Annotated in this window: 20 protein-coding genes and 1 pseudogene; 7 read left to right on the top strand and 14 right to left on the bottom strand. The window is 63.2% G+C overall.

The window, feature by feature from the left end; genetic code table 11:
* Positions 1-38: 38 nt before the first annotated feature.
* Together ACSBPU_RS09720 and recJ are read left to right on the top strand one after the other, a co-directional pair.
* The gene (locus ACSBPU_RS09720) at positions 39-983 is read left to right on the top strand and encodes a hypothetical protein (RefSeq protein ID WP_442597637.1); all 945 of its coding nucleotides are present in this window, start codon (positions 39-41) and stop codon (positions 981-983) included.
* On the top strand, positions 929-2,671 hold the full coding sequence (gene recJ / locus ACSBPU_RS09715; RefSeq protein ID WP_442598295.1) for a single-stranded-DNA-specific exonuclease RecJ: 1,743 nt from the start codon (positions 929-931) through the stop codon (positions 2,669-2,671). The genes ACSBPU_RS09720 and recJ overlap by 55 nt, the downstream gene beginning before the upstream one ends.
* Before the next feature lie 48 nt (positions 2,672-2,719).
* Here recJ and ACSBPU_RS09710 read toward each other — a convergent pair whose 3' ends face one another.
* The gene (locus tag ACSBPU_RS09710; RefSeq protein ID WP_442598293.1) at positions 2,720-3,619 is read right to left on the bottom strand and encodes a DMT family transporter; all 900 of its coding nucleotides are present in this window, start codon (positions 3,617-3,619) and stop codon (positions 2,720-2,722) included.
* Positions 3,620-3,916: 297 nt separating this feature from the next.
* Here ACSBPU_RS09710 and ACSBPU_RS09705 point away from each other — a divergent pair, with 297 nt between their 5' ends.
* On the top strand, positions 3,917-4,885 hold the full coding sequence (locus ACSBPU_RS09705) for a bile acid:sodium symporter family protein (RefSeq protein WP_442597635.1): 969 nt from the start codon (positions 3,917-3,919) through the stop codon (positions 4,883-4,885).
* Between the two features lie 16 nt (positions 4,886-4,901).
* Here ACSBPU_RS09705 and ACSBPU_RS09700 read toward each other — a convergent pair whose 3' ends face one another.
* Both ACSBPU_RS09700 and ACSBPU_RS09695 read right to left on the bottom strand, forming a co-directional pair.
* On the bottom strand, positions 4,902-5,426 hold the full coding sequence (locus ACSBPU_RS09700) for a VOC family protein (protein WP_442598291.1): 525 nt from the start codon (positions 5,424-5,426) through the stop codon (positions 4,902-4,904).
* Positions 5,427-5,459: 33 nt separating this feature from the next.
* Positions 5,460-5,849: pseudogene (locus ACSBPU_RS09695) on the bottom strand (YybH family protein); the annotation flags it as partial.
* Positions 5,850-5,974: 125 nt separating this feature from the next.
* Between ACSBPU_RS09695 and ACSBPU_RS09690 the strand changes: the two are divergent.
* A complete protein-coding gene (locus tag ACSBPU_RS09690; protein WP_442597633.1) occupies positions 5,975-6,661 on the top strand; it encodes a winged helix-turn-helix transcriptional regulator in 687 nt (228 codons plus the stop codon).
* Between the two features lie 96 nt (positions 6,662-6,757).
* Here the strand turns inward: ACSBPU_RS09690 and ACSBPU_RS09685 are convergent, their stop codons facing one another.
* Entirely contained in the window at positions 6,758-7,669 is a 912-nt protein-coding gene (locus ACSBPU_RS09685; RefSeq protein ID WP_180070562.1) for an EamA family transporter, read from the bottom strand.
* Between the two features lie 126 nt (positions 7,670-7,795).
* On the opposite strand from ACSBPU_RS09685, the gene epsC reads away from it, so the two are divergent.
* Positions 7,796-8,749: a serine O-acetyltransferase EpsC gene (epsC, locus tag ACSBPU_RS09680; RefSeq protein ID WP_442597631.1), complete on the top strand. Its 954-nt coding sequence runs from the start codon at positions 7,796-7,798 to the stop codon at positions 8,747-8,749.
* 72 nt (positions 8,750-8,821) lie between these two features.
* On the opposite strand, the gene ACSBPU_RS09675 is transcribed toward epsC, so the two are convergent.
* From ACSBPU_RS09675 to ACSBPU_RS09665, 3 genes are read right to left on the bottom strand one after another with little or no spacing between them, the layout of a single operon-like run.
* Positions 8,822-9,787, bottom strand: a complete 966-nt coding sequence (locus tag ACSBPU_RS09675; RefSeq protein WP_180070566.1) for a tripartite tricarboxylate transporter substrate-binding protein — start codon at positions 9,785-9,787, stop codon at positions 8,822-8,824.
* Between the two features lie 41 nt (positions 9,788-9,828).
* Positions 9,829-10,146 carry an AtuA-related protein gene (locus ACSBPU_RS09670; protein WP_442597627.1) on the bottom strand — a complete coding sequence of 106 codons (318 nt, stop codon included), beginning with the start codon at positions 10,144-10,146 and terminating at the stop codon, positions 9,829-9,831.
* A 1-nt stretch (position 10,147) separates the two neighbouring features.
* Entirely contained in the window at positions 10,148-11,485 is a 1,338-nt protein-coding gene (locus ACSBPU_RS09665) for an acyclic terpene utilization AtuA family protein (protein WP_442597625.1), read from the bottom strand.
* 127 nt (positions 11,486-11,612) lie between these two features.
* Here ACSBPU_RS09665 and ACSBPU_RS09660 point away from each other — a divergent pair, with 127 nt between their 5' ends.
* Positions 11,613-12,515, top strand: coding sequence for a LysR family transcriptional regulator (locus tag ACSBPU_RS09660; protein ID WP_442597623.1), 903 nt, complete (start codon positions 11,613-11,615; stop codon positions 12,513-12,515).
* Between the two features lie 35 nt (positions 12,516-12,550).
* Here ACSBPU_RS09660 and ACSBPU_RS09655 read toward each other — a convergent pair whose 3' ends face one another.
* The 6 genes from ACSBPU_RS09655 to ACSBPU_RS09630 form a co-directional block, all read right to left on the bottom strand.
* Positions 12,551-13,309 carry an aspartate/glutamate racemase family protein gene (locus ACSBPU_RS09655; RefSeq protein ID WP_442597621.1) on the bottom strand — a complete coding sequence of 253 codons (759 nt, stop codon included), beginning with the start codon at positions 13,307-13,309 and terminating at the stop codon, positions 12,551-12,553.
* Between the two features lie 147 nt (positions 13,310-13,456).
* Positions 13,457-14,284 carry an ABC transporter substrate-binding protein gene (locus ACSBPU_RS09650; RefSeq protein WP_442597619.1) on the bottom strand — a complete coding sequence of 276 codons (828 nt, stop codon included), beginning with the start codon at positions 14,282-14,284 and terminating at the stop codon, positions 13,457-13,459.
* A gap of 10 nt (positions 14,285-14,294) precedes the next feature.
* Positions 14,295-15,068, bottom strand: coding sequence for an ABC transporter permease (locus ACSBPU_RS09645; RefSeq protein WP_442597617.1), 774 nt, complete (start codon positions 15,066-15,068; stop codon positions 14,295-14,297).
* 111 nt (positions 15,069-15,179) lie between these two features.
* The gene (locus ACSBPU_RS09640; RefSeq protein ID WP_442597615.1) at positions 15,180-16,175 is read right to left on the bottom strand and encodes an ABC transporter substrate-binding protein; all 996 of its coding nucleotides are present in this window, start codon (positions 16,173-16,175) and stop codon (positions 15,180-15,182) included.
* Entirely contained in the window at positions 16,172-16,945 is a 774-nt protein-coding gene (locus ACSBPU_RS09635; RefSeq protein WP_442597613.1) for an ABC transporter ATP-binding protein, read from the bottom strand. Before ACSBPU_RS09635 ends, ACSBPU_RS09640 begins: the two co-directional genes overlap by 4 nt.
* Positions 16,946-17,044: 99 nt before the next feature.
* Positions 17,045-17,647, bottom strand: a complete 603-nt coding sequence (locus ACSBPU_RS09630; RefSeq protein WP_442597611.1) for a peroxidase-related enzyme — start codon at positions 17,645-17,647, stop codon at positions 17,045-17,047.
* 74 nt (positions 17,648-17,721) lie between these two features.
* Here ACSBPU_RS09630 and ACSBPU_RS09625 point away from each other — a divergent pair, with 74 nt between their 5' ends.
* The gene (locus ACSBPU_RS09625) at positions 17,722-18,267 is read left to right on the top strand and encodes a hemerythrin domain-containing protein (protein WP_442597609.1); all 546 of its coding nucleotides are present in this window, start codon (positions 17,722-17,724) and stop codon (positions 18,265-18,267) included.
* Between the two features lie 96 nt (positions 18,268-18,363).
* Here ACSBPU_RS09625 and ACSBPU_RS09620 read toward each other — a convergent pair whose 3' ends face one another.
* Positions 18,364-21,900 (bottom strand): AAA family ATPase, encoded by a 3,537-nt coding sequence (locus ACSBPU_RS09620; protein WP_442597607.1) that lies wholly within the window; start codon positions 21,898-21,900, stop codon positions 18,364-18,366.
* Position 21,901 lies beyond the last annotated feature (1 nt).

Genomic DNA, 21,901 nt, shown 5'->3' with positions numbered 1-21,901 from the left:
TTCAAGCCACCGTTTCCCATTAACACTACAATTCAGGAATGCGAATCGTACTACCAGGCGCTCTGCCGGATCCGCGCGAAGCGCGCGAACTGATCCCATATCTTCAAAAAACCGCCCCTACCCTGTTCGGATGGCTGGAACATGCTCAGGCTCGCATCCTGGACGCCGACCCCGCCAGAACAGGCTGCACGCCGTTCGAGTACTGGCAGTTGCGGGCCCGCGGCTTCGAGCCGGAAGATGGACAGAATTTTGCCACAGGGCTGGGCCCCATGCGGGCATCGGCGTTGCAAAATGCTTCTGTCGCGCCCGAAGACGCGGTGTGGCTCACCGAGCTCGTGCACGTTTCGCCGGCGCGCGACGGCGCGGCGCTGCTGCCCGCCCGGGAACTGACCATCACTCCTGAACAAAGTGTAGCCTTGTTCGCTTCCGTGCGCGAAAGCTTCGCCGACGCCGGCTTCATGCTGCACGAGGCGGGCGGCGATTTCTGGCGTGTGGAATTGCCTGGTTCGTTCAGGCCGCAGTGTGCAAGCCCGGTCGTGGTCAGCCTGACGTCGGTGAATGACTGGTGGCCGCAAGACATGAACGCGCGGCCATGGCGCAAGCTCGTCAACGAAGTACAGATGCTGTGGTTCGATCATCCGGTCAATCAGCAACGCTACCAGCAAGGGCTGCTTCCGGTGAACAGCCTGTGGCTGTACGGAGGCGGCCGGCCGGAGCAGCTTCGCTCGGCGCCATCCGACGTCCAGGTGCACGGCACGCTGCTGGCCGCGTCGGTCGCACAAGACTGGGCAGGCTGGCTCGCAGCGCTGGGCGAGCTCGAAGCCGGCGTTTTCCAGCCGCTGGCCCGTCACGAAACGCCAAAGCTGGTGCTGACCGGCAGAACCCGGCTGGTCGAACTCGAGACCGCCCGGTGGAACAAATGGAAACAATGGCTGCCCGGCAGCCGCGAAGCATGGAGAAAATGGTGGTCACCCCCCAACTGAGTACCCGGACGGTCAATCACTCGGCCGCCAAAGCGCTTGAAGAGGCAGGCGTACATCCCCTGCTCTCTCGCCTGTGGGCGGCGCGCGGGGTCGAATGCGCGGAAGATCTTTTACTGAATTGGGCCGCGATGATACCGCCGGGCCGCCTTACCCAGGCCGAGCATGCGGCCAAGGTACTGGCCGATGCCATCCAAGCACAGAAGAAACTGCTCATCATTGCCGACTACGACTGCGATGGCGCCACGGCTTGCGCCGTGGGCCTGCGTGCCCTGCGCGGCATGGGCGCCCGCGTGGATTTCCTGGTGCCGAACCGGTTCGAGACCGGCTACGGGCTTTCGCCCGCCGTGGTCGAACTGGCCGTCCGGCATCCGTCGGGCAAGCCGGACATGCTGATCACGGTGGACAACGGCATCGCCAGCGTGGACGGCGTGGATGCCGCCCGTGACGCCGGCATGGACGTCGTGATCACGGATCACCACCTGCCCGGAGACGAATTGCCGCGGGCGCTGGCCATCGTCAATCCCAATCAGCCCGGCTGCGGTTTTCCTTCCAAGAACCTGGCCGGCGTGGGCGTGATTTTCTACCTGATGCTGGCCCTGCGTTCCGAATTGCGCCGGCGCGGTGTCTTCCCATCGGACGGCGGGCCGCGCCTGGATCAATTGGCCGATCTGGTCGCCCTGGGCACGGTGGCCGACGTGGTGAAGCTGGACGCCAACAATCGCCTGCTGGTCACGCAGGGGCTGCAGAAAATGCGCGGCGGCCGCATGCAGGCGGGCATCCGCGCGCTGTTCGCCGTCGCGGGACGCGAGCCCCGGCAGGCCAACGGCTTCGACCTGGGCTTCGCCATCGGTCCTCGCATCAATGCCGCCGGCCGTCTGGCCGACATGAGCCTGGGCATCCATTGCCTGACCACGGACGACGAATCCCTGGCGCTGCGGCTCGCGCGCGAACTGGACGCCATGAACCATGAACGGCGCGGCATCGAGGCGACCATGCGCGAAGAAGCCCTTGCGTCCCTGGAGGCCGCCTCGCCGACCGTCGGAGCAAGCGTGTGCGTCTATCATCCCGACTGGCATCAAGGGGTGGTGGGCCTGGTGGCATCCCGCCTGAAGGAAACATACTGGCGCCCGACGCTCGCCTTCGCACGCTCGGACACCGGCGAACTGCGCGGATCGGGCCGCTCCATTCCAGACGTACACCTGCGCGACGTGCTGGATCTGGTGTCGAAGCGGCACCCGGGCGCCATCCTGAAATTCGGCGGCCACGCCATGGCCGCGGGATTGACGCTGCGCGAGGATGCCTACGCGCTTTTCACGCAAGGATTCGATCAGGCCGTACGCGAACTGAGCGGCAAAAACAGCTTCGATCCGGTCATCGAAACCGACGGATCGCTTGAAACGGGCTACGCCAATGCCGACGTGGCCGGACTGCTCCAGCAACAAGTCTGGGGAGCCGGCTTTCCGCCGCCCATCTTCCGCGATACCTTCTACGTCAGGCAGCAACGCCTGCTGAAGGACAAGCATCTGAAGCTCAGCCTGGAACGCGGCCACCAGCGCTTCGACGCAATCTGGTTCAATCGCGCCGAAATGCTGCCCGAAACCGTCGATGCCGCCTATCGGCTCGACCAGAACGTGTGGAACGGAACGGTGTCGGCGCAATTGATCATCGAATACGCCTGCGGGGCCTAGCCTGAGCAGGGGTCAGACCCCGAATGGGGTCTGACCCCTTGGCAAGAATCATGGGGTCAGACCCCGTACGGGGTCTGACCCCTCGGGCGCAGGCAGGGTCGCCAGCAGCAAACCGGCCAACGCCATCGCGAATGCCAGCAATTGCATGGGACTGAATGTTTCGCCCAGCACCGCCACGCCCACCAAGGCGGCGGCGACGGGCAGCATGACGGTGAAGACGCCGGCCCGCGAAGCGGGAACCGACTTCAGTCCGGTCATCCACAGCCATACCGTCCATACGCTGGCAGCCAGCCCGTAGAACAGCAGCGACAGCCACATCGTCGCGGGAACAGCAAAGAAATCGAAGCTCGCGCCCGCATACAGGCCCAAGGGCGTCATCAGCACGAATCCCCATAGATTGATGACGGCGCTGATGCGCTTCGGCCCCATCACCGCCGTCAGCCGCTTGCCGATGACGGCGTACGACGCTTCGCAAAGCACGGCACCGAAGATCAGCAGGTTGCCCAGCCAGGCTAGGTCGTCGGATTTCGCGGAAGCGGGCAACGAAGCGCCGCCGGACTGCGCCTGTGCGAGCGAAAGCACCAGCATGCCGAGCCCTCCGAAGACAACGGCGGCCCATATCCGCCACCCGATGCGCTCCTTGAGGAAAATCCGGCTCAAGAGCGCCACGGCGGCCGGAATGAAAGACAGTATGACGCCAGCGGAGACCACGGAGGTCAGGCTGACCCCTGCCAGCATGCACAAGGTGAAGAGGAAATTGCCGAGAAACGATTCCAGGAAAACGAGCCAACGTGTGCGCGACGAAAGCGCGGGCTCGTGGGCCGGCTTCCGTATCCAGCTCAGCATGGCCACGCCGCCGATGCCAAAGCGAAGCCAACCCAGCAGAAATACCGGAAACACGGTCGCGAGGGGCTTGCTGAGCGCCACGTAGGCTCCCACCAGCGACATGCTGAGCGCCAGGCAGCCGTAGGCGGCCAGACGGGTTGCGGGAACGGACTGATGCTTTAGCAACGTGTTTCTTCCAAAAATATCATAAGCGTACAATACCAACCGACCGCCATCGCACCGGTCCTACACGGACCGCGTCCCCGGCCGGCGCATGATCTGCGCGGCACAGGCAGACAGCACGACACCCCACTGTTGCTTGCCATACGGCGGCCTATCAAGGTAGCCGCCTTCGCGCCAGGTGCGCGCCTGCCCGCGTGCCGCCATGCTCTCCGCAATATACCAATCAAGGACTCTGTCATGCAGGCCATCGCCCGCTTGAGCAGCTTCGTCGGCAAGACTTTTGCCGTCTGGGTGCTCCTGTTCGCCATTCTCGCTTTCTTCTCGCCCGACCATTTTCGCTGGATCGCTCCCTACATCGTGCCTCTGCTCGGCATCATCATGTTCGGCATGGGCCTGACCTTGTCCAAGAACGATTTCGCCGAAGTGTTCAAGCGGCCCGGCACCGTCATGATCGGCGTGCTCGGACAGTTCATCATCATGCCGGGCCTGGCCTGGCTGCTCAGCACCGCCTTGCAGTTGCCTCCCGAGATCGCCGTGGGCGTCATACTGGTGGGTTGCTGTCCCGGCGGCACCGCATCCAATGTCATGGCTTTCCTCGCTCGCGGAGACGTGGCCCTGTCGGTGGCCATCACTTCGGTCACTACGTTGCTGGCGCCCGTGGTGACGCCCGCGCTCATCTATCTGCTGGCAAGCCAGTGGCTGGAAGTGAGCGCGGCAGCGATGTTCTGGTCCATCGTCCAGGTCGTGGTGCTGCCCATCATCCTGGGTCTGATCGCCCAGTCGCTACTGAAAGAGAAGGTCAAGGCCTGCGTCGACGTGCTGCCGCTGGTGTCGGTGATCGCCATCGTGGCCATCGTGGCCGCCGTGGTCGCAGGCAGCCAGCAGAAGATCGCCACCAGCGGATTGCTGATCTTCACCGTGGTGGTGCTGCACAATGGCCTGGGGCTGCTGCTGGGCTACTGGCTGGCCAAGCTGTCCGGCTTGAGCGTCGCCCAGCGCAAGACCTTGTCGATCGAAGTGGGCATGCAGAACTCGGGACTGGGCGTGGCGCTGGCCTCCGCTCACTTTTCGCCCTTGGCGGCGGTGCCCAGCGCCATCTTCAGCGTCTGGCACAACATCTCGGGTCCGTTGGTCGCTACGCTCTTCCAGCGCTTCAAGAACGAGCCCGGTAAAGCCGTGACGGGCGGAGCCGCCGCCGCGGAATGAAGCCGGCGTGCGCAGGTCAGGCGCCGGCCTGCGCCTGAGACGCGCACATTTCTCCGGAGGCCATCGCCTTGCGGCCGGCCTCTTCAACTTCTTCCAGGCTCAAGTCCTTGATATGGCTGGCGATGGACCAGCGATGGCCGTAAGGATCCTCGTACATTCCGTAGCGATCGCCCCAGAACATGTCCTGGACGGGAAGCATGGCCGTTGCCCCGGCCTCTTCCAGTTTCTTCGCCTGTGCATCCACATCGCGGACATAGAGGTGGATGCTGACCGGCGTACCTTTAAGCTGCTTGGGCCCCATCGCGCCCCATTCAGGAGTTTCGTCCACCAGGAAGACGGTGGAGTCGCCGATACGCAGGCAGGCGTGGGCGATCTTCCCGCCCGGCGCGTGCAGCCTGCCTTCCTCCATGGCGCCGAAGGCTTTCTTGTAGAACTCGATGGCACCAGCCGCATCCTCGCAGACCAGATGCGGCGTGATGGTGTTCATGCTCGACGGTATCGGGCGCACCGCCTCGTTGCCCTCCGGCTGAAGGTCGAACATCGCCTTCCACGACTTCATATCGAAAGGCGCCGAGAAATGCTCATGCTCGATCAGCCATCTGTCGCCTTTGCGGCGATAGACCGAAGTCATGCGCATCCATGAGGCCTGCTCTTTGCCCTGCTCGTCGATCATCCCGCAGCGGATCAGCCCATAGGCGGTGGCGAAGTCGCCCGCGACATGTATGACCGGATCGCGCAGCTGAAAGACCATGGGGCCCGGGCACATTTCCATGCACGCTTTCCAGTGTTCTCCGTAAGCCCGCGCACCTTTGAACTGCAAGGTCTGCACGGCGTCGAACGCCAGCACGTCGTCGGCGTAGTGCGCCATGATGGCCGGAACGTCCGACCTGCCGACGGCATCCGCCCAGGCTTTTATGGTGCGCTCAACGCCAGCGCGCGCGGTGTTGATATCTGTTTCCTGCATTGTTGTCTCCCATCGTTGATAAGAAAAAGGATGCATGCACCCTTGATATCAATTTATCATCACTTAGTCCTAATAAACAACCAATTAAAATTTATTCAGGAGTTTCATCAGGTATACTGTTACGTATGGCAATAAAACGAAGCTACGCGGATGGCTGCGCCGCGGCCCACGCACTGGATCTCGTCGGCGAACGCTGGGCGCTGCTCATCGTTCGCGAGCTGCTCCTGGGTCCCAAGCGATTCACGGACCTTCGCGCCGGCTTGACGGGCATCAGCCCCAATGTATTGACCCAACGGCTCGGTGAACTGGAATCCGCTTTCGTGGTCCGACGCCGCAGGCTTCCTCCTCCCGCCAGCGCCTGGGCCTACGAACTGACGGATTGGGGGCGAGAACTCGAGCCTCCAATCCTGGAGCTAGTACGCTGGGGACTGCGCTCGCCCGCTTTCATCCGCGGCGCTCCGCTGGGTATAGATCCCTTGGTGCTTTCGTTCAAGGCCCTGGCCGATCCGCAAGCGCTTGCCGGATGCGAGCTCCGTCTTCAAATGCGGTTCGACACCCAGGTTTTCAGTGTGCAAGCAAGTGGCGGCGCGCTGAACGTCCGCCGGGGCGAGGACCAGCATGCCCAGGTCAGCGTCGTGAGCGATACACAGACCATGCTGCGCCTGGCATACGGCAAGGGGAGCCTGCAAGAGGCGCAGCGCGCCGGCACGATTTCTCTGTCGGGGGATGCCGCGGTGCTTCAGGGCTTCTTTGATCTGTTCTCGCTGCCCGGGCCAGGGGTCGGACCCCATACGGGGTCCGACCCCGTTTAGTCCTGGGGTCAGACCCCGTACGGGGTCTGACCCCATTTACCGCCGCCCGCCGACTGGACAGGGGTCAGACCCCGCATGGGGTCTGACCTCCCAGATTCAGCCTCTGTCCCGGCGCCGCGTGGAAAACAGGATCCCGCCCACGATCAAAGCAAAAGCCGCGGCATGATACAGATGCGGCATCTCGCCCAGAAAGGCCGATGACATCAAGGCGGCGAACAAAGGCGTCAGGTTGCTGAAGAAGCCGGCCGTAGCCGGGCCGGCCCGCTGCACGCCTATGCCCCAGCACATGAAGGCGATGATGGCGGGGCCTATCGCCACATACATCAAGGCCGCCCACAGCGGCAGGCTCCATTCGATCCGCGCGTCGGTCAACGCCCATTCCCCCGCAGCAAACAGCGCCGACCACATCATGCCGAACGACAGTTGCGCAACGAGGAACGTCGCCCAGTTGCGCCGGATTTCGGGCGTATCGGTCGACTGCACCAGCATCCAGCTGTAAAAAGCCCAGATGATGGTCGCGACGATCATGAAAATATCGCCCGCAACGAAACGCAGCTGCATCAATTGCTGCCACTCGCCACGCCCCAGCACCACGAGCACCCCTGTCAGGGACAGCAAGGCGCCCAGCAACTGCCGTCCGGCGATACGACTGCGGAAGAACAGCATGCCGATCAGCAGCATCCATATCGGCATGCTGGCGCCCACCAGCGTAACGTTGATGGGCGTGGAGCTATGCAGGGCCAGGTATTGCATTCCGTTGTACAGCCCGATGCCCAGCAATCCCAGCATGGCGTAGCGGCGGCGCAGCCGCCACAGTCCGCTGCCCTTCCTGAACACCGAATAGCCCAAGGGAAGCACGAAGACGGCGGCGATGGCCCAGCGCAGGAAGTTGAGCGTGATCGGCGGAATCATTTCAATGACCAGCCGCCCCACCACTGCATTGCCGGCCCAAAGTAATGGCGGAATCAGCAGAAGAAGGACGGTCGAAGGGCTGAGCTTATGATCCATTGTTGCGTGTAACGGTTGCGGTTTGTTTGAAGAAATAGAGCAGAACGGGGTCAGACCCCGTATGGGGCCCGACCCCCCGGCCCAGGCAGTTGGTATCATAATTGTTTCCCGCAGGAGAATCCCCACATGGCTGTTTTCGAGATCAACCCTATCGTCCAGTCCCTCAATGCGATCCGGCAGGATTGGCGCATCCGGCAAGGACGCTCGCGCGAGCCTGGCGGGCGCGAGTTCCCGTCACCGCAGGCGCTGACCCGCATTCTGGACGACCTGAAAGGCATTTTGTTTCCCATGCGCCTCGGTCCGCTCGACCTGCGCCAGGAAAGCGAGGATTTCTACATCGGCCATACGCTGGACTCGGCCCTGCATGCCTTGCTGGGCCAGGTGATGCTCGAACTGCGATACCAGGCCCGCCTCGAACCGGAGGCGCAGATCGACGTCGAGGCGCGCGCCATATCGGTGGTACAGGCCTTCGCCAGCTCTCTTCCCGATATCCGCCGGCTGCTCGACTCCGACGTACTCGCGGCATACCAAGGCGACCCGGCGGCACGCAGCGTAGACGAGGTCCTGCTTTGCTATCCGGGCGTGCTGGCCATGATCCATCACCGCGTCGCGCACCAGTTCTACAAGCAGGGGCTGCCACTGCTTGCCCGCATGTCGTCCGAGATCGCGCACTCCCTGACCGGCATCGACATCCACCCGGGCGCCCAGATCGGCGAAAGCTTCTTCATCGATCACGGCACGGGCGTGGTGATCGGCGAAACCACCATCATCGGCAAAGGCGTCCGCATCTACCAGGCCGTCACCCTGGGCGCCAAGCGCTTTCCCACCGATGCAAGCGGCAAGCTCGAAAAAGGCCTGCCACGCCACCCCATCGTCGAAGACGACGTGGTCATTTATGCCGGCGCCACGATATTGGGCCGCGTCACACTGGGCCGCGGCTGTACGATAGGCGGCAATGTCTGGCTGATCCACGACGTGCCCCCTGGCAGCCATGTCACCCAAGCCGACTCGCAGGGAACGCGCACCTGCGATCCCGCAGTTGAAGGGGCGGATGAGGGGTCAGACCCTGCAAGGGTCTGACCCTGGGTTTCCTGGGGTCAGACCCCGTACGGGGTCTGACCCCTCCCCCCAACGGGGTTTGACCCCACTGCGTCAACCCTTCTCTATACCCGCCTTGCTGATGATCTCACCCCACTTCCGGGTTTCCTCCGCCTGGAATTTAGCGAGCTCGCCAGGTGTCGTCACGAATACGTCGACGCCGCTGCGGCCATAGAACGCGGACTTGGCGCTGGGGCTTTGCGCGGCGCGCGTCAGCAGCTCGTTCAGCTTGGCGATGATGGGCTCGGGCGTCTTGGCGGGCGCATAGGCCGCAAACCAGTAGCCGATACCATAGCCCGGCACGCCCGCCTCTTCAATGGTGGGCACGTCGGGCGCCAATGACGACCTGGTATTGGCTGAATAGCCCAGCGCTCGCAGCTTGCCGCTTTGGATGTGCGGCAGTCCCGTCGAGGTATCGGTGATCATCATGTCGATCTGCCCGCCCAGCAGGTCCGTCACGGCGAAAGTATTGCTCTTGTACGGCACGTGCAGGATCTTCACGTCTGCGAGTTGCTGGAACAGCTCGCCCGCCACGCGGCTCGAGGAGCTACCGCTGCCGAAAGTCAGCGTGCCGGGTTCCTTCTTTGCCAAAGCGATGAAATCCTTCACGCTCTTCACGGGCGACTGGCTGTTCACGACCATGATCTGGCCGCCCTTGCCGAGCCCGGTGATCGGCTCGAAATCCTTTACCGGGTCGTAAGGCAGTGACTTGAACAGGTGCTCGGCCGCAGCATGCGTGGTATTGGTGGTGATGAATACCGTATAGCCATCGGGCGCGGCGCGCGCCGCTTCGTTGGCGCCGATGAAGCCATTGCCGCCGGGCCGGTTGTCGACGACGACTTGATGCTTGGACTCTTCGGTGATGGCCTGCCCCAATGCGCGGGCCAGCTGGTCGGTGGCCGTGCCGGCCGCGAACGGAACCACCAGGCGGATGGGCTTGTCGGGATACTCGGCCGCTGCGGGTCCCGCCGCGAGTGCCAGGCACAAGGCGGCCAGATAAGGTAATTTCATTGAACGCATGAGATGTCTCCTTTTGTAGTCGTCAATGGTGACGGTCGTCTTCAGTCGACCGGGGTCTCGGGAATTTCCATGCTCAGAATGGCTGAGCTCAATGATTTGCCGTGCGCGTCGAGCGCCAGCGACCGTGTGACGCCGCCCGCCAGCGCATCGTGCATCACGAAGTTCAGCGCCCCAAGGCTGGGCACGGCGTAGCGTTTCACCGTGCCTTGCACGAGGCTTGAAAAATGATCCTTCACGCGCTCCGGCGTGAGATGTCTTTCGATCAGGGGATAATCCTTCGGGTCGTAGGCGATCACGGCTATGCTCGAAATATTGCCTTTGTCGCCGGCGCGGGAATGTGCGATGTCTCTTAGAAGCATGTCAGCTCTCCCTCAAATGCACAGAAGTCTTCACTTCCTCGCGCGGCAGGAATGTGGAAACCACTGCAACGATGTCCTTGGCCGATTTCGTCGCGCCGCCCCCGCCCGCAGGACCGCAGGTGTACAGGCTTTCCACCTCGTTCGCGATGCGCATGGCTTCTTTCAGGCTATCCGTGCGTCCCGCGACGCGCGCCCTTACCTCATAGGGTTCCGCCGCCAGGGCGGACAAGCCTTCTCCGTGCATGGCGTTCACGCCGATCAGGTCGTAGCGCAGGTCCCGGGCCCGGACGCCGGTCAGCTCCAGGCGCTCGGCCACGATGTCCAGGGCCAGTCGCGCCCGAGCCAGCGCGCCAGGTCCGGCATAGGAAATCTGGCCTTCCCCGACATAGCTGTCCACATAGCCCACCGAGACCTTCAACGTGTCGGGTGCCGGCCGACCGCTAGCGCCGTCGATGCGCACCCGGTCGGGAGCCAGGGCCTCGACCTGGACGCCGGAAAAATCCGCGATCACATCGGGCGTGATGTAGGAGCCGGGATCATGGATTTCGTAGAGAATCTGCTCCTTGCAGGTAGCCGCCGTGACTTGGCCGCCGCTGCCCGCCACTTTCGTGATGACGGCGGATCCGTCCTCGTAGACTTCCCCGATGGGAAAACCCAGCCGCGCCAGGCCCGGTACGTCTTTGTAGCCGGGGTCGGCGAAATAGCCTCCTGTGATCTGTCCGCCGCACTCCAGCAAATGCCCGATGAGCGTGCCCCGCCCCAGCCTGTGCCAATCGTCCATGGCCCAGCCGAATTCGTGAATGATGGGGGCCAGTACCAGCGCCGGATCCGCGGCACGGCCCGTGATGATGACGTCGGCGCCCTGGGCCAGGGCATCGACCAGCGACCTTGCGCCGATATATGCGTTCGCGGACAGCAGGCGCCCGCCGAAACGGCTGATGGGCTGGCCCGTATCGTCAATATGGGCATCGGCCCGTATGCGGTCCAGGACATCGTCGCCGAGAATGGCCGCCACCTTCATTCCCGTCAGGTTCAGGGAACGGGCGATGTCCCGTACTTTCTCGGCGGCCGCCAGTGGATTGGCCGCCCCCATGTTGGTGAGGATCCGGATTCCGTTCCGTCGGCACGCTGGCAATACCGCGCGCATGCGGTCTTCGAGCAAGGGGTCGAAGCCCGAGGCCGGGTCGGAGGCCTTCGCACGCTGCGCCAACGCAATGGTGCGCTCGGCCAGGCATTCAAAAATCATGTAGTCCAGATCACCGCGCTCGGCGAGCTCTACGGCCGGCTCGATGCGATCACCCGAGTAGCCTGCGCCCGAACCGATTCTTATGCATCTCATGCAAACCCCTGAGGTTTCCGCGGCAATGGCCAGCGAGTTGAAGGGAGAATGTGATGATTGTGGAGCGCACGATAAATTAAGTAAAATGAAAATCTTCGATCAATTGATCGTTTTTTAATATCAATACATGCCCGCCAACATTTCGTCCCGGCTGCTGTATGCCTTTGTCGCCTTGGCGGAACTGAAGCACTTCACCCGTGCGGCCGAGCGCTGCAATACATCGCAATCCGCGCTCAGCGTGATGATCCAGAAGCTCGAGGCGCAAGTCGGCACGCGGCTCTTCGAGCGGGATACCCGAAAGGTCGCGCTGACGCCGGAAGGAGAATTGTTTCTCGAAGCCGCGCGTTCGCTCATTGCGGAAATCGAATCGGCCTTCGAGAACATGGCGGACTATGTGGCACGCCGGCGCGGACGGGTATCGATCGCCGCCCTGCCGTCCTTGGCTGCCACGGTACTGCCCAAGGTCATTGCCGAATATCGCAGGCGCCACCCAGGCGTGGCGGTGAGCCTGCATGACGCGCTTTCCGACCAATGCCTGTCTCTGCTGCGCGCCGGCAATGCCGACCTGGCTCTTACCGCTGCGGGACCCAAGGTGGCCGAATTCGATTCACGCACCCTGCTCAGCGATCCGTTCTATGTGGTGTGCCGGCGCGACCACCCCCTGGCGCGCAAGAAAGCCGTGAAGCCTGCGGAACTCGCCGGCCAGGAGATCGTGCATCTGGCCAAGTCATCCAGCGTACGCCAGCACGTGGACGTGCTGCTGGGCGACGCCAACGCCCTGGATTCCGGCTTCGACGTCGAACACCTCGCGACAGCCGCCGGCTTGGTCAAGGAAGGATTGGGCGTATGCCTGGTTCCTGAACTGACCTTGTATCAGTTCAGGCAGCTGGATCTGGTGGCGATCCCCTTGAAATCGAATCACAAGCGGCCCATCCTGCTCGTCAAACGCAAGGACCAGTCGCTGTCCCTGGCCGCCCAGGCCATGCTGGAGCTGATCGAAGCATGGGGTCAGACCCCGGATGGGGTCTGACCCCGATTCGCCCATTCTGGGGGTCAGACCCTGGATCAGGCCTGACCCCGATTCGCCTCTTCTGGGGTCAGACCCCGTACGGGGTCTGACCCCTCCTGCCCCCTTCCCAGCGCGAAGTCCACCGCACAACCGACATGCAGTCGGGTCGTATCGTAAAGGGGGACGGCAGTGTCCGCCTGCTTGACCAGCAGGCCGATCTCGGTGCAACCCAGTATGACCGCCTGGGCGCCCTGCCGCGCCAGCCCGTCGATGATGCCAAGGTAGCGCTGCTTCGACTCGGGCAAGATGCTGCCTTGGCATAGCTCCTGATAGATGATGTCGTGCACCGCTTGACGGTCATCGTCGCCGGGCACGATCACATCCAGGCCGTGAAGGTCGCGCAGGCGCCCCTTGTAGAAGTCCTGCTCCATCGTGAAGCCGGTTCCCAGCAATCCCACTTTTTCGACCCCGTCTGCGGCAAGCGCGGCGGCGGTCGGATCCGCAATATGCAGGAACGGAATCGAGACGGCATGCTCGATCTCATCCGCCACTTTATGCATGGTATTGGTGCAAAGCAGCAGGCAATCGGCGCCCGCCACTTCGATGCTTCCGGCCGCATCCGCCAAGAGCCGGCCGGCAGCCGGCCAATCGCCCGCATGCTGCAGGCGCTCGATGGGCTGAAAGTCTACGCTGTACAGTACGATACGCGCGGAGTGCAGGCCGCCCAACGCTTGCTTGATGCCGGTATTGATGCCGCGGTAGTAGTCCACGGTGCTTTCCCAGCTCATGCCTCCTAAAAGGCCTATCGTCTTCATGTCGGCTCCATCAAAGGGGGGCGGACCCCGCATGGGACTAATCTTGCGTCATGGGGTCGGACCCCATGCGGGGTCCGACCCCAATGGCCTGCTTCTGTTGTGCGAGGGGTCAGACCCCGTACGGGGTCTGACCCCGGTACCACTCTTTCAATGGCAATCCGCCACGACCTGATCCAGATAGACCTCGAACGCGATGTCGTGCACGCGCTGGCGGGTCAGCTCGGCCAGATAGCGGCGCGCCTTCCATTCCACGGCCAGCTTCCTTGCCGCAGCAACGGCATCGGCATTTTCGCCGGCAAGTACGAAGGTCAGCGGCCTTGCGGGCCCCGGCGGCAGGCTGGCGGAAAACTTCTTCCACTCGGGAAGCTTCAGCAGTTCTTTTAACATGATGTCGTCATGCACCGCCGCGTCGCATTCGCCGATGCGCAGCGCAAGCAGGGAATCCGCCGGCGCGCGCTGCACTTTCTCGATCGCGCCGAACTGCGCCGCCATTCTTCCGACATATAGGCCACCCTCGGACAAGCACACCGTGCGGCCCCTCAACTGACCCCATGTCTTGATGTCGGTGTCCGTGCGCATGATGGCCATGGGCCGCGCCACATAGCCTGACGGAACGGCGACGGCACCGTCCGGAAGCTGGGCCGCGTCGAGCGCGGCCAGCTCGATGTCCCGGCCTTCGAGCGCGGAAACGGCGTCCTTGGACTCATCCAGCGCCACGGCACGCAATGGCTTGTTCAACCGCCCCGCCAGCGCCTCGGCAAGATCGCCGTCCAGAGATTCAGGCGTGCGGACTTTGGAGCCCCCGACAAAAGGCGGGACCACGTATTGCAAGCCGACCGTCAAGGGCCCGGGATCCGGCTGCGGATTGCCCGCCGCGACAGTCCCGCTGGAGACAAAAGCCAACGCGGTAGCCGCCGCGACGATCCACGACGCGGGTGAAAACGAAGAACGGATCAGAGGACCGGCTTTATTCATGTTGGACGAACTATACGTATTGATAGCGAAGCACGCGCCGCTTGAGGTTTTCCAGGATGACCTGGTCGATCAGGGTGGCGAGCACGGCAATGGTCAGGATGTTGGCCATCACGCCGACCATGTCGGCGGTCTCGCCCGCATAGGCCAGCGATCGCCCCAGGCCCTGCCCGAAGCCGATCAGCATCTCGGCGGAAATCAAGGCGCGCCAGGCATTGCCGAAAGCCAGCTGCGCACCGGTGATCAGTTCCGGCATCACCGCCGGCAGGTATACGCGCCTGAGCATGTCCCAACGCCCCGCGCCCATGACCCGCGCCGCCGAAACGTGCACCTGCAGCACGCTTTCCGTCGCGTTCATGACTGACAGCGCCGCCGGAAAGAAGGCGGACAAGGCGATCACGACGATCATCGGCATATTGCCGAAGCCCATCATGATCAAGAACAGCGGCACCCAGGCAATGGAAGGGATGGACTGCAGGATGATGATGGCGGACTTCAGGACTTCGCGGAAGAAGAACAGGATGCCGCCGATCAGGCCGAAGCCAATGCCGAACAGCAGCGCGAAGCCGTACCCCAGGCCGAGCCGCAGCAAACTGCCCGACAGCGCCGCCTGGAATTCGCTTGCCCGGATGTCCTCCCACAGCCTGACGACGACGGCCGGAACCCCCGGCATGAGAAAGTCGGGCAGCGTCCATGCCGCCGACTGCCACAACAGCAGGATGGCAAGCACCGCTATCACCATAGCAAGCTTTTTTTGATAACCGGAGATACGTTTCTGGGTGCTCATGTGTAATTTGAAATGAAAGACGGCCGGAGCAAATGCCGGCCATCTCTGGATTTTGGGACTCTGCCATGGTCTGGGCACTCCGGCGGCCTGCGCCGCCGGGGCTTCGCTATCTTACAGATTGCGGGCCTTCTGCCATTCGAGGTCGATGATAGTGCTGACATTGAACGGCTGGCCGTCGCGCGTCTTCAATGCGCCCTGGCCTTGCATGATGTCGGCGATCTCCTGCATGCGCGCCTGTTCCTTGTCTGTCAGGATGGGGCTGAAGGTCTGGCTCTTGATGGCGTCGCGGATGATGTCTTCACGCGGCACCTCGCCGTGCTTCAGCGTTTTGAGCGTGGGCTCGGAAATGAAGTAGCCGGCAATCAGCTTGGCGGCCTCTTCCGGCTTGTTCTGCAGCAGATCGATGGCATCGCGCTGGGCGTCCAGGGATTTCCAGACGTCTTCCTTGCGCTTCTTGAGCGTGTCGCCGGACGTGATCACCACCATGCATGGGAAAGGCCAGACTTCGCCGATCTCATAGATTTGCGTGACGGGAGCGACCAGCTGCGCAATGCGTGCCTGGGGCTCGAACAGGAACGCCGCTTCCACCCGCTTGCCCACCAGCGACTGCACCGCCACTTGCGGGCTCACGCCCATGATGGTCAGGTCGTCGGCTTTCAGGCCCGCGTCCTTGAGGACTACGCCCCGCAGCACGGTGTCGGCGGTACTGCCTTCTTTCTGGGATGCGAGGGTGCGGCCCTTCAGGCCCGCCACGTCCTTGATATCGGCGTCGTCGCGGACGACGATGGCGTGAAAGCCATGCTGCGCGCCACCGACCACTTTCAGGTCAGCGCCCTTGGAAGACCAGGATGCCGCGTTGGTGAATCCCAGCACGCCCGTATCCAGCTGCCCGCCCACGATGGCCTTGATCAGGTCGGTGCCGGATTTGAACTCCACCAGCTCCACGTCCAATCCGTGCTTTTTGTAGTAGCCGCCCTCGTAGGCGGCGATGGCCTGCGCATCGTCCATGACGCGCAGGTAGCCTACCTTGAACTTCTCTGCGGCAACGGCCTGGCCGGCAATGGCGAATGCCGCCACGACGGGCAATATGAATCGTGCAAACTTCATGCTTCTATTTCCTCTGGTTGGGCTGCCGTTTCACCCGCTTCCGCGTGTATACCGAGCAAGCCGAGTATTTCTCGTCGCATTGCGGCGAATTCGGATAAGTCGTGTGTTTTTTCGTGATGCGCCAGGTTGAATTCCTTCAGCACGGTGGCCGGCCGGGCGCTGAACACCAGGATCCGGTCGGCAAGGAACAGAGCCTCGTCGACATCGTGCGTAACGAGCAACACAGTAGGGCCGGCCTCGCGGATCAGCTGGCGCAGAACATCTTGCAGCGTCATGCGCGTGAGCGCATCGAGCGCCCCGAAGGGCTCATCGAGCAACAGGGCCTTGGGATGGGAGATGAACGCACGCGCCAGCGCCGCGCGTTGGCGCATGCCGCCCGAGACTTGGTGAGGGTAATACTGCTCAAAACCCTGCAACTGGACCTTGCCCAGCCAGAAAGCCGCCTGCTTCAAGGCAGCCGCTTTGTCGGACCCCTGGAATTCGAGGGCGAGCGCCACGTTCTGCGCAAGCGTGAGCCAGGGGTACAAGGCGTTTTCCTGGAACATCAGGGTGCGTTCCGGGTGGGGCCCGCGCACCGGGGCTCCGTCCACCAGAACCTGACCGCGAGTAGGTGTTTCCAGCCCGGCCGCCATATGCAGCAGTGTGGATTTTCCGCAACCGGACGGTCCGACCAGCGCGACCAGCTCGCCGTCGGCGATGTCGCGACTGAACTCATCGATGACCCGGAGATCGGAAAATTCCTTCTCTATATTCTTGAACGACAGTTTCATGCGTGGACGTGTTCCAAATAGTTATATGAAACTTTAGCGACACGCCAAATGCCGGACAAGAATTTTTACGCTCTATACTTATGCCTTTCAGTTATAAAACTATTTCTTTTCAGGCGGCTGAAAGGCGGCGGGCCGGTTCATGCCGTGATATTCCGGATTCGGGATCATGTCCATTCCGATTGCCATGCGGTTCGACATATTGAAGAAACCCACCGTATCGGCAAGATCGAAGATATCCTCCGAACTGAGGCCGACATCCTTGAGCCGCTTGCGGTCTTCCTGTACAACCTCGTCGGGCGTTCGGGTCAGCTTCCAGGCGAAATCCAACATGGCTCGCTGACGAGCATCCAAAGGCGCCACCCGGTAGTTCATGACCAGCATTTCGCCCAATTGGGGGTCGCCGGAAAGCGCCCGCACCGCCTGGCCATGTGCAACCAGGCAGTAATAGCAGCGATTCGCGCTGGACACCACCACCGCCACCATTTCGCGTTCCAGCTTGCTGAGCCCGGACGGCGCCAGCATGAGCTCGTTGTACATGGCCATGAAGTTGCGCAGCTTGTTGGGACGCAGGCTGTAGGCGGCCAGCACATTGGGGACCAGGCCCAACTTCTCGACGCATTTCTGGAAGACCTCCTGCAGGTCGGGATCCAGTGTGCCGGCGTCGGGCGCACCAAGCGCGGAAACATAATCAGGTTGCGGCATGGCTTTCCTCTCCTCTCGGGCTTGTGATTCTTGGTATAGTGAATCGTACTTTATCACTACCCCAAGGAGGCCGTATGGGCACTGAATTCCCGGGCTTCTCGGGCCCCTCGGCCAGCACCGAAGCGCCACTGGAAATGCTGGCGGCCTGCCACATCCGCATAGAGCGCCAATGCGCCACCCTGGAGCGCCTGGCGGCGCACCTTCCGGCCCACGGCTGCGACGACCAGGCACGGCTTGCGGCAAGCAACATCATCCGCTACTTCGACACCGCCGCCGTCCAGCACCATGCCGACGAAGAAACCGACTTGTTCCCGGCGCTGCTGGAATCCATGGCGGGATCGGATGCGGTCTGCATCAAGGGACTGACCGACGGCCTGAGCGCCGAACACCGCCGGCTCGAGGCCCTGTGGCGCAACCTTCGGCGTTATTTGGAACGCATCGCGGCCGGCGAAGACGCCACCCTGCCGCCCGAGGCGCTGGAGCAATTCAATGAGCTTTATGCCTCGCATACGAAACGGGAGGACGACGAACTCCTGCCCATGGCGGCTCGGCTGCTGTCCGATCACGACATCGACCGGATCGGACGCGCCATGCGGGAACGGCGCGGGATCCGGGAGTGAGGGGTCAGACCCCGTACGGGGTCTGACCCCAGCCGGACCTGAGCCAAGGGGTAAGACCCCGCATGGGGTCTGACCCCTCCACACCTAGGCCAGGGGTCAGACCCCGTTCGGGGTCTGACCCCGAGCAGGATCCGCCTGCCTCTCCAGCCGGATCACGCTCAATTCATCACCGAAAACCGATCGGGCAAGCTCTTCAATATGATCGTGATGGCTCAGGAAGATCACTTGAGTGCGCCGCGAAAGGTCCGCCAGCGCCCTCAATCCCGCTTCGGCGCGCGCATCGTCGTAATTGATGAACAAGTCGTCGGCGATGAAGGGCAATGGCGCGGACTGATCCAGATGAAGTTCGAGCGCAGCCAGCCGCAAGGCCAGATACAGCTGGTCGCGCGTGCCGTCGCTCAGGCCTTCTATGCCGACCAGCCTTCCATCGGCGCGCTGGCCCTGCAGCGCCATGGGTTCCCGCTCGAAATCCACCCGCAGCCTTTCGAATGCGCCCAATGTCAGCTTCGAGAAAATATCGCTGGCGCGCGCCAGGACCGGCCCCTGCTTTTCCTCGCGATACCGGTCTATGGACCAGCGCAACAGACGCGCTGCCGTATAGACCTTGACGTAGCGCGATGCGGCGTCGGCCATCGTCGCCAGCGCTTCCTGCCGCCTGGCTTCGGCGCGCGCGGCATCGTCGGAACCTGCAATGGAGGCCAGCTCCGCTTCCGCCTGAGCCAGCTCCACCGCCAGCGCGTTCTGCTGCTCCTGCGCCTGCGCCATTTCTTCCTGGATCGCCGCCAGGTCTACCTGCAGCCGCGCGGCGTCCACCTCCGCCATCTCGGCAAGCAGACGTTCGCGGCTGATGCCATCGCTGTCCTCTGCAAGGCGTTTCTGAACACCCTGCAATTTAGACTTGAGCGCGCGCAGCCGATCGGAACGGGCGATGGCCAGAGCCAGGGCCGCCGGATCATTGCTTCCCGAACTTTCCAGCAAAGGCTGAAGCTGCGCCTGGGCTTCGGCCGCGCTATGCTCCGCCGCGCGCAATTGCGCCTGCTCTTCCTGGATGGCCCGTGCCGTGGCCCCGGCATGCTCCTGGGCCTGGCGCGCTTGCGCGACCCGGCGCATCAATTCGCGCGACATCGCGAACGCGGCTTCGATGTCGACGCCACCGTCAGGCACCGCTAGGTCCGCAGCCCGGCATAGCGCAACGGCACGCGTGGCGAATCCATGCAAGTCGCCCCGCCGGGCATCGATCTGTTCTTGCCGCAGACGCTGCAGCTCGTCCAGTCTGTCCACCATGCCGGACAAAAGCTGCAGCGCGCCGACGGCCTCGCCTATGGAAGTTCCTTCGGCCAGGCCGGCTCGGGTCGCCGCTTCCCGCCATTCGGCATGCCAGGCTTCCAGCCTGCCTCGGGCGGCCTTTGCCGCCTGCTCCGACGCCTGCAGCATGGGGCGCGCCTCAACCCGCCGCGCTTCCCACTCCTGGCGAAGAACACGGGCATCATCCGCCTCTCGTATGCGGACTTGCGCCTGCGTGCGCAAGTCCGCCAGTTCCGCGTCCGCGTCCATGGCATGCCCATGCCGCAAGAGCGCGCGTCCCAAGGCTTCCTTCGCCCGGGAATGGGCGCCGGCCAGGGCATCCAGCTCTTCCTGCGCCAGCGCGAGCGCGCCGGCCGCCTCGAGCGCTGCATCCTTTCGGGCCAGCCAGTCGGGAAGCTCTTCCAGAGCCATGCCGTCCAAGGCCAGTCCGATGGACCGCTCCCGCCATGCGCTTTCCTGAACGTCCAACGCCGAGGCGCAGGCCTCGTGGCGGCGCAAGATATCCTGATAAGCGGTGCGCTCCTGTTCCAGTTGCTGGTCCAGCGCCTGGAACTCGGCAGCTTCCCGCGCTTTGTCGTGGCGTTGATCGGCCAGCGCGTCAGCATGCTGCACCTTGGCTTCGTACGCATCGGCCGACGCGGCCAGCGGCCGGCCGCCTTCCCGGATCGAGCGCCAGACGGCGTTCCGCTGTTCGCGCGCAGCAATCACGTCTTCCTGGGTCACGGGCTGGTGAAGCCTTTGAAATTGTTCGACCGACAAGGACAGACGCTGCACCGTGGCGGCTTTGTCGTCGCGCCGTGAGGAGATCGACTTGAGATCGGCCTGGCAGGACTGCCTTTCCGCCAGCCATGCCGCCACGCTTTGCGGCGTCGGCCAGACCACCGCCGCCAGCGCTTCGGGCGCACGTTTCCATGGGCCCAGGCGCGCCATGGACTGTTCCAGCGCTTCCCTGCGACGCCGGACCGCCAAGTCCGCCCTGCTCAAGGCCAGCTCCGCATCGCCCAAGCTCTGCGCCTGAGCAAGCGCCGAACGAAGATCCGCTCCGGGCTCGGGCGCGGCATGGTTCTTCAGCTTGGCGTCAAGAGCCTTGGCGTCGGCCAGCCGGTTCGCATGGACAGCGTCCGCCGCCTCAATGGCCAAGGAGATGGTTTCATGCTCGCGGAGCAGTTGCCCCAGGCGCTCACGCAAAGGCAAGCCGGGCATGCGTTCCCGCAGCATCGACAGCGCGTCCGGGGCCGCGGGATCGGCGATCTGCCAGCCCAGCTCTTTGGCCATGCGCATCAATTCGCCATGCAGCAATGCGCTCTGCCCCTCCGCCTGGATGATGGCCGCCTCGTGGCCCGCATAGCGATGCCGCAACGCGTCCAGGGACTCGATGTCCTCCGACAGGCTCAATACCTTGTCGTCGACCTGCAAGGCAGAGGCCTGGATTTTCAATCGATCGAGTTCGCCGCGATGGATTTCCAGGCGCTGGCCCGCCCTGGCCAGCGACAACTGCGCCTGAGCCAGTACCTGCGCCGCATCGGATGGAAGCAAGGCCACGCCGTCCAGGTCCTTCAGTTCCCTTTCGCATTCCTCGAGCTCGTGCAGCAGCGGGATGACCCGGCGCAAGCGCTCCAGCCTGGCACGCGTCTCCTGACGGGCCGACTGTTCCCGGCGATGTTCGGCACTGCGCTCCGAAAGCGCCTGCACGCGTTCGCTGGCCGAAGCCCAGTCGCGAGTGCGGACAATAGCGTTCTTCAGGTCCGAACTCGCTTGGTCGTAAAGATCGCGCGCGGCATAGTAGACGCGTTTGGAAGACTTGGTCGGCGCCCACAAGGCATCCGCTTCCGCTTCCAGGGCGTCGCGCACCTTACCCAGGCTCGCAATGCCCGATGCCGACTGGAAAAGCACCTGGCCGACGTCGTCCTGCGCGTTCAGGATGCTGTTGCCGCCGGCCACCAGGCGCTCGTGGTCCAGGCCGAACATCTTGTCGAAGAATGGCCGGTGGGCGCCGCCAAGCCATGAATCCAGCGTGTCGTCCGGCAAGGGGGCCTCGTCTGGCGTGCGCAAGGTATTGCGATTGGCCTTCCGCCGCAGGAGCTCAAGTGCGGTTCCATTCCGTTCGATGGCGGCTCCTAAAAGGAGGTCGGCCTTGGCATGCAGGAAATCCAGCGGCGTACGCAGCGGGAAACCGAAAAGCAGGTCCAGGACGGCGATCCGGAATGTCGATTTCCCGGCTTCGTTCGGCCCGATCACCAGATGGAAATCGGCCTCCCGGAAGGGAAACTCCAGGCGGCGATCGGTGAACTTGCCGTAACGGATGAGATCGAGTCGCTTGAATCGCATG

Source organism: Parapusillimonas sp. JC17, assembly GCF_052180245.1.
Taxonomy (GTDB): domain Bacteria; phylum Pseudomonadota; class Gammaproteobacteria; order Burkholderiales; family Burkholderiaceae_B; genus Parapusillimonas.
The sequence above is the reverse complement of the archived record's forward strand: the minus strand, read 5'-3'. Positions and strand labels throughout refer to the sequence as shown.